This window comes from Phenylobacterium sp. (assembly GCF_044371015.1).
GTDB lineage: Bacteria > Pseudomonadota > Alphaproteobacteria > Caulobacterales > Caulobacteraceae > Phenylobacterium.
The window spans coordinates 1-8,293 of the sequence record NZ_JBILUK010000138.1 but is presented as its reverse complement, the minus strand read 5'-3'; the positions used below and the strand labels follow the sequence as shown (position 1 = coordinate 8,293).

The following is an 8,293-nucleotide window of genomic DNA, read 5'->3' as shown; positions in this document are numbered from 1 at the left end:
AGGTCGGCCTCGCAGAAGTAGAAGTCCTGGCGGTTGTTGGTGCGACTGACCTGGCTGACGTTGATCTGCTCCAGGTTCGGCGCCTTGAAGCCCTGCGACCAGGACCCCCGAAGCCGGAAGCCGGGGATCACATCCCAGGCCGCCGCGACCTTCGGCTTCGCCACGCTGCCGACGTCGCTGTAGTCCTCGGCGCGCCCGGCTAGCTGCACCTCGACGCGGTTGACCAGCGGGATGTTCATCTCCGGCGAGACCAGCGGGATGGCGAGTTCGGCATAGGCCGACTTCACGGTTCGATGGCCGCTCACGTCCGGCGAAACAGAGGTGCCCGGAATATTGCTGAGGGCGACCGTCCCGCCGACAATCGGACCGGTGATCGCGTCGATGTAGGGGATGGTCCCGTCGACGTTCGGGTCGCGATTGTCGCGATAGGTCTCACGCCGGATTTCGACGCCGGCCGCCAGGCCGATGTCGCCCGCCCAGATCGTGAGCAGATCAGGACGGCTGACCTTGAAATCCCACAAGGCAAGCGTCGTCCGGTTCGAGCGCGTAATCGGAACGATCAGCCCGGCGATAGCTGCGGCGCTGGACGGCGTCTGGTCACCGCCCGTGACCAGGTTCGTGCCCGCCCCGATGCCGTTGAATGGGTTGTAGGCGTCCGCCGTCGTTCGGTTGACCGCCGCCGAGAAGGCCGTGCCGTTGAGGGCGAAGGACAGGTCGTCCACCGTCGCCTCGGAGTAGAGTGCGGCGCTTTCCCACCGGAAGCCGAATGTCTCGCCCTTCAAGCCGCCCAGGATCCGGTACTGGTCGTTGTTGACGATCACCTGGGAGGCGCCCAGGTCCAGGAGGCCATAGGAGTTGAATGTCAGCCGCAGGCCCGCAGCAGGCACGCCCACCAGGTTCGGCAGCCGGTTCGGGTTCGGCTGGCCATTGGCGAGCGTCGCCGCCCCAAAGGGATTGTAGAATGCGTTCGGCCCGACGCTGATCGTCGGCGAGGTACCGAGGGCGTTGAAGCCCGAGACATTCCCCTCGGTGCGCGCGTGGTAGTAGCCGGCCTCGCCGAATACCGTGAGGTCATCGCTGATGTCGTAGTGTCCGGTCAGGAAGACATTGGTCCGGTCCGCCTGCGGTATCACCGAGGACTTTGTCTGGGCGATCGTGTCGGGGCGGAAGACCCGGTCGGTCGTGGTGTTGAAGGCGCCCGGCACGACGCACAGCGCCGGGCCGATCACCACGGTGCAGGTCACCGACTGCGGCGAGGTGTGGAAGATGCCCGTGGCGCCGGTGATCGCCGTCGTCCCCTGGCGGATGGCGGTCGTCACGCCCGCCGCCTGGAATGCGCCGAACCCCGAAGTGGTCGCGCGATTGTCGAGACCCACCGCCGTCGCGAATTCGGTCCCGGCGAACAGGGATTGGCGGTTGGACGAAGCCGTATAGTCCTGGTCGGACGCCAGCAGGGCCGAACGCTTCTCCAGCGAACCGAAGACCGTGATGTTGCCGCGGCCGTCGGCGAAGTTCTCGCCGTAGACGCCGGTGAGGCGGCCTTCGCGCAGGTTGGTCCCAGACGCTGCGCCGTACTGGAATTCGATCGATCCACCGTCCAGGTCGTCCTGCAGCACGGTGTTGATCACGCCCGCGACCGCGTCGGTCCCGTAGATCGCCGCCGCGCCGTCGCGAAGCACCTCGATGCTCCTTAGGCCCGCCACCGGGATGGCGTTGGTGTTGTAGGTGAAAGTCGGAACCAGCGATTCCGCCTGGGTTGTCGGGTGGTAGACGGTCCGGCGGCCGTTGATCAGCACCAGGGTGTTGCCCGCGCCCAGGTTGCGCAGGCTGACCGAGTTGACGTCGCCCCGGGCGGAGTTTGATGAACCCGGCAGGAAGCTCGAGTTGAACGTCACGTTCCCGGCCTGCGGGATGGTGCGGAACAGTTCATCGCCCGAACCGGCTGCCGCGCCCTTGATCTGTTCCTCGGTGAGCAAGGTGACCGGCAGCGCCGCCGTAACCTTGGAGCCCTGGATCTGCGACCCGACGACGACGATCTCTTCGACTTCCGCTTCAGCATCCGCGCTCAAGGTCGGCGTCGAAAAGGCCGCGGCGGCGCAGAACGCCGTGGTGGCGAGCAGGCGCACGCGCCGGCCCGATGGCGAAAACAACATCTTTTTGAGTCCCCCAGACCGCTGGCGCGCCTCGCACCCGGCTCGGAGACCTTTTGGCGTTCCGGCGAAAGCCGTCAACCCTCCGGACGTGCCCGCAAAGGCTGGGAGTTCAAACGGATCAGAAGCGCTACAATCTGATCCGATAGATGCACCCAACCCCAACCGGCAGTTCATCGGCAGGCCCATCTCCGGCTTTCGCAACCGGAAGGCGGTAGAGATCGAAACCAGCCCTGCGCTTCCAGCGCCACGTCAGCGGTCCCGGGTCTGGTCGAACCCATGACGACCTCCAGGGCAGGGTGTGAGCCGGGAATCCTGCCCGGCCACGGCCGAATCCGCCTGCGCCATATCGGCCACAGCCCTGCGACAAACCAGCCGGCGTGGGTTGACTTCGAGGGTGCGAAGACCGATCTCCCCTGTGCGCCCATCATGGGCGATAGCGACGCTCCAGCCGCGTGGGGTCCTTCCGGACCCAGCCTGTCGAGCGCAGTGAGAGACTTCTCATAGAGCCGCCCATCACGCGGGGCGCTTCCCCAAAGACCCGCGACCCGCGCCCTCGAACCCATTCGAGCCGGCGCGCGCCCGCCTACGTGAAAGACACTGTTTGACCCAATTCACCGACCTTGGCCTGGCCAAGCCGTTGCTCAAGGCGCTGGCCGACGAAGGCTACGCCAATCCCACCCCGATCCAGGCCCAGGCGATTCCCGGCGTGATGTCCGGCCAGGACCTGCTGGGCATCGCCCAGACCGGCACCGGCAAGACCGCCGCCTTCGCCCTGCCGATCCTGCATCGCCTGGCCGAAAACAAGAAGCCCGCCCCGCGCCGCAGCGCCCGCTGCCTGGTGCTGGCCCCCACCCGTGAACTCGCCACCCAGATCGGCGAGAGCTTCAAGACCTATGGCAAGCACATGGGCGTCACCGTCGCGGTGATCTTCGGCGGCGTGAAGTATGGCGGCCAGATGCGCGCCATGGCGCCCGGCGTCGATATCCTGGTGGCCACGCCCGGCCGCCTGCTCGACCACCTGGGCGAAAAGTCGATGACGCTGGAAGGCGTGGAGATCTTCGTCCTCGACGAGGCCGACCAGATGCTGGACATGGGCTTCATTGTCCCGATCCGGAAGATCATCAAGTTCGTGCCCCGCGTCCGGCAGAACCTGTTCTTCTCGGCGACCTGGCCGACCGAGATCGAGAAGCTGGCGGCCGAAATCCTCAATCCCAATCCGTTGAAGGTGTCGGTCACGCCGCAGGCCACCACGGTGGAAAAGGTCAACCAGCGGGTGCTGTTCGTGGAACAGCAGCGCAAGCGCGCCCTCCTGGCCGAGCTGTTCGATGACGCCGGCTTCAAGCGCGTCATCGTCTTCACCCGCACCAAGCGCGGCGCGGACCGCGTGGCGCGCGGTCTGGAACAGGCCGGCGTCGACGCCGCCTCGATCCACGGCGACAAGAGCCAGGGCCAGCGCGAGCGTGCCTTGGCCGCGTTCAAGTCCGGCGAGGTCCGGGCCCTGGTGGCCACCGACATCGCGGCCCGCGGCATCGACATCGATGCGGTCACCCACGTGGTGCAGTTCGAGCTGCCCAACGTGCCGGAAGCCTATGTGCACCGGATCGGCCGTACGGCGCGCGCCGGGGCGGACGGATCGGCGGTGGCGTTCTGCGCCGACGACGAACGCAACCTGCTGAAGGATATCGAGCGGGTCACCCGCCAGCGGATTCCCAGCTTCGACCGCCGCAATGACAAACACCTGGGCGCCGCGACCGCCGCCATGCCCGATCCCGGCGGCAAGCCGGAGCGTCCGCCGCAGGGACGTTCACAACCCCATCGCGGCCAGCACGCGCCCAAGCGCAATCGCAATCACACCGACGCCAAGCCCGTAAGTCGCGGCGAAGGCGGCGGCCGACCTCAGGAGGCCAGGCCGGCCTTCAAGGGGCCGAGCCGTGGGCGCGGCGGCGGAAGCAGCAGCGGCAGCGGCCGCACGGGCGTCTGGTCCAACCGGTGACCTCGGCGCCTGCCGCTTTCAGACGGATCCGTCTGGAAGCGGCCGGCTCGCCTCTCTGGTGTCGAACAGGACTTAGCGATGAGAGGATTCCTCTGATCGCATCGTGCCCTGCGAGGCGGAACCGGCTAAAGGGCCGGCGATGCCCCCGATCCTCAACGCCGCCGCCGCCGCCGCCCTCCGGGTGGTCCGGCGCGCGCCGGGTCTCCACCGGGCGGTGCATGCCGCGGCGCTCAGGCTGGAACGCACGGCCTGGGGCGAGCGCTTCATTCGCGGCGTGCTGGATGAGGGCGCCGGCGAAACCATCGGCTATGCCGCCTGGGTCGATCGCTACGACACCCTGCGCGAGGCCGACCGGCGCGGGATCGCCGCGCACATCGCGCGGTTCGAGCGCACCCCGCTGATTTCGGTGGTGATGCCTGCCTACGCCGTCGCGCCGGACCTGCTGGAAGCCGCCATCGGGTCCGTAAGGGCCCAGCTGTATCCGCACTGGGAGCTCTGCATCGCCGACGACGCCTCTCCGGGCGAAGCGGTCTGGACGACCTTGCAGCGCCTCGCCGCGTCGGATGCGCGGATCAAGGCCGTTCGCCGGCCCTCGAACGGCAACATCTGCGCGGCCACCAATTCCGCCCTGGCGCTGGCCACCGGCGAGTTCGTGGCGCTGATGGATCACGACGACCTGCTTTCGCCCCGCGCGCTCTACGAGGTGGCGGCGCTGATCCAGGATCATCCCGACGCCGATCTGATCTATTCCGACGAGGACAAGATCGACGCCGCCGGTCAGCGCTATGAGCCGCACTTCAAGACCGGCTGGAATCCAGAACTGCTGCTGGCGCAGAACATGGTCAGCCATCTGGGCGTCTATCGCCGCGCCTTGATCGAGGCCGCAGGCGGCCTGCGCGAGGGGTTCGAAGGCAGCCAGGACTACGACCTGGCCCTCAGGGTCGCCGAGGCCACGACGCCCGCCCGCATCCACCATATTCCCTGGCCGCTGTATCACTGGCGCCAATCCGGCGGCCCGGAGACCTTCAGCCAGGCCCAGATGGACCGTTGCGCCGTCGCCGCCCAGAGGGCTGTGGCCGAGCATCTGGCCCGAACCGGCCAGCCGGTGTCGAGCGTGGCGCGGATGGACGACACGCCAGGATGGGTAACCGTCCGCCGCGCCATCCCGGAACCCCTTCCAATGGTCAGCGTGATCGTACCCACGCGCGACCGCGCCGACCTGCTGGCGGCATGCGCCGAGGGCGTTCTGAAGTCCGGCTATGGCCCGCTGGAACTGCTCATTGTCGACAACGGCAGCGTGGAGCCGGAGACTCTGGCGCTGTTCGCGCGCCTGTCGGGAGAGTCCCGGGTTCGCGTGCTGAGCGCGCCGGGCCCCTTCAACTTCTCCGCCCTGAACAACCGCGCCGCCGTCGAGGCCCGGGGCGATATCCTTCTGCTGCTCAACAACGACATCTCGATGCCGGCGCCCGGCTGGCTGGAGGCGCTGGTCGCCCAGGCGGTCCGGACCAACGTCGGCGCCGTCGGCGCGCGCCTGCTCTATCCTGACGGACGGGTGCAGCATGCCGGCGTGGCTCTTGGCCTGGGCGGGGTGGCGGGCCATGTCGGCCACTTCGCGCCCGGGGAGACGGCGGGCTATTTCGGCCATCTCAAGTCGGCGCGGAACGTTTCAGCGGTGACGGCCGCCTGCCTGGCGCTCCGCAAGACCGTGTTCGACCAGGTCGGCGGGCTGGACTCGGAGAACCTGGCCGTCGCGTTCAACGATATCGACCTGTGCCTGAAGATCCGCGCGGCCGGATACGACATCATTTTCGAGCCCGCGTGCGAGCTGATCCACCACGAATCCGCGTCGCGCGGCGCCGACACCGAGGGTCCGGCGCACGATCGGTTCCGCGCTGAGATCGCCCACATGCGCGCCCGATGGGGCAAGACGCTGGACCACGACCCGTACTACGGGCCGATCTTCAGTCTGCGCCACAGCGACTACCAGCTCGCCCGCCCGCCCCGCAGGGCGCCGCCCTGGACCCTCCCGCCGCACGCCGATAGGAGCCGCTGATGGACCGGCGCCTGATCCTCGACCTGATCGACCTTGGCCGCCCGGGCCTGGAGATCGGCGCGCTGGACAAACCGACCGTCACGCGCGCCCACGGGCCGGTGGCCTATGTGGACCGCGCCGACCGGGCCGCGCTGGCGGCCTGGTACGCCGACCCGGGCCATGGAATCGATCCGGCCGACCTCGTGGACGTCGACCATGTCTGGGGCGAAGAGACCTTGCTGCAGGCGGTCGGCGGCCAGCGCGCCTTCGCCTATGTGATCGCCAGCCACGTGATCGAACACGTGCCCGACGTGTTCGGCTGGCTGGGCGAGATCGCCGCCGTGCTGGAGGATGGCGGCCGCGCTGTCTTCGCCGTGCCCGACAAACGCTTCTCGTTCGACTATCCCCGCCCGCCCAGCACCAGCGGCGAGTTCGTCGAGGCCTGGCTTGAGGGCCGCCGCCGTCCCAACACCCGCCAGATCTTCAATCACTTTCACGACACGCGGCCGGAGGGCGCACCCGATCGCGACGAGGCGGCCCTGACCGAGTGGGCGCAGGGCTGCGTTGCGCTCTGCCGCCGGGCTGTGTCGCTGGACGAGTACATCGACGCGCACGGCTGGGTGTTCACGCCCGTGTCGATGGCGCAAGCGCTGGACCTGGCCAGCCGGCTCGAACTTCTGCCGTTCAGGATCGCCGACTTCCAGCCGACCCCGCCGGGCGACGCCGAGTTTATGGTGACCCTGGAGCGCCTGCCGGACAGCTGGGACTTCGCCGCGCGCCGGGCCGCCTTCCTCGAGAGCCTGCAGGCGCTGGAGCTGCCGCCAGAAACCCAGACCACCGGCGCCGCGCCCGACCTGCTCGCCCGCGCCGAGGCCGCCATCGCGCACGCCCAAGCGATCGAAGCGTCCACGTTCTGGCGGATGACCGCGCCGCTGCGCCGGCTCGTCGACGCCGCGCGCCGGCTCAGCTCCGGTAGTCGCCGTTGATCTCGACGTAGCGTTTGGTGAGGTCGCAGGTCCACATCACCGAGCTGGCGCGGCCGACGCCCACATCGACGGCGACCTCCAGCTCCTGGTTCTTCATGTAGGCGCTCATCTTGGCCTCGTCGTAGGTCGGTGAGATCAGGCCGTCCTGCGCCGCCCAGTGGGGCCCGAAGCGCACGCTGATCTTGTCGCGGTCCACCGGTTCATCAGCGCGGCCGACAGCCATGACGATGCGGCCCCAGTTGGCGTCCTCGCCGGCGAAAGCCGTCTTGACCAAAGGGCTCTCGGCGATGGTGCGGGCGATCTTTCGGGCCGAGGCGGCGCTCTCCGCGCCCGAGACGGTGATCTTGATGAACTTGGTCGCGCCCTCGCCGTCCTTGACCAGCTGGTGGGCGAGATCGAGCAACACCTGCTCCAGCTTGTCGCGGAAGTCGGCCAGGCGTCGGTCGCCCGCGCGACTGATCCGGGGCGCGCCGGACTGGCCGGTCGCGAACAGCAGCAAGGTGTCATTGGTCGAGCGATCACCGTCCACCGTGACCGCATTGAAGGTGTTGCGGGTGTAGAGGTTGACCAGGTTCTGCAGGGCGGCCGGCGCGATGGCCGCGTCGGTCGCGACGAAGGCCAGCATGGTCGCCATATCCGGCGCGATCATGCCCGAACCCTTGCAGATGCCGCCGATCCGCACGGTCACCCCGTCGATCTGGGCCTCGGCATAGGCGCCCTTCGGGAAGGTGTCGGTGGTCATGATCGCTCGGGCGGCGCCCGCCCAGCCATCCTCGGTGAGATGGGTCTCCAGCTCGGGAAGTCGGGCGGAGATCTTGGCGTCATCCAGCAGCACGCCGATCACGCCGGTGGACGCCACCATCACATCGCGCTGTCGGCAATCCAGACGCTTGCCGACCGCCGAAGCCACGCGGCGCACCGCATCGGCGCCTGGCCGGCCGGTGAAGGCGTTGGCGCAGCCGGCGTTGACGACCAGAGCGCGCACGCCCTCGCCCTTGGTCGCGTCCAGTTGTCGCTTGCACCAGTCGACCGGCGCCGAGCCGACGCCATGGCGCGTGAACACGCCGGCGCAGCTGGCGCCTTCCGGAAACGCCATCACCAACAGATCGTCGCGCTCATGCTTGTAGAA

General features: G+C 68.5%; 5 protein-coding genes. 3 read left to right on the top strand and 2 right to left on the bottom strand.

Annotated elements, in window-relative coordinates; translation table 11 throughout:
• Positions 1–2,153, bottom strand: a 2,153-nt coding sequence (locus ACIQ3R_RS11920; RefSeq protein WP_397418750.1) for a TonB-dependent receptor domain-containing protein, incomplete at its 3' end; no start/stop codon positions are given.
• A 601-nt stretch (positions 2,154–2,754) separates the two neighbouring features.
• On the opposite strand from ACIQ3R_RS11920, the gene ACIQ3R_RS11915 reads away from it, so the two are divergent.
• The 3 genes from ACIQ3R_RS11915 (at position 2,755) to ACIQ3R_RS11905 (ending at position 7,164) form a co-directional block, all read left to right on the top strand.
• On the top strand, positions 2,755–4,146 hold the full coding sequence (locus ACIQ3R_RS11915; protein WP_397418748.1) for a DEAD/DEAH box helicase: 1,392 nt from the start codon (positions 2,755–2,757) through the stop codon (positions 4,144–4,146).
• Between the two features lie 139 nt (positions 4,147–4,285).
• Complete coding sequence (locus ACIQ3R_RS11910; protein WP_397418746.1) at positions 4,286–6,199, top strand: glycosyltransferase; 1,914 nt, start codon at positions 4,286–4,288, stop codon at positions 6,197–6,199.
• Entirely contained in the window at positions 6,199–7,164 is a 966-nt protein-coding gene (locus ACIQ3R_RS11905) for a methyltransferase domain-containing protein (protein WP_397418744.1), read from the top strand. The genes ACIQ3R_RS11910 and ACIQ3R_RS11905 overlap by 1 nt, the downstream gene beginning before the upstream one ends.
• Here the strand turns inward: ACIQ3R_RS11905 and argJ are convergent.
• A partial coding sequence (gene argJ / locus ACIQ3R_RS11900; RefSeq protein ID WP_397418742.1) for a bifunctional glutamate N-acetyltransferase/amino-acid acetyltransferase ArgJ occupies positions 7,142–8,293 on the bottom strand: 1,152 nt, incomplete at its 5' end. The two genes, ACIQ3R_RS11905 and argJ, sit on opposite strands and share 23 nt — an antisense overlap.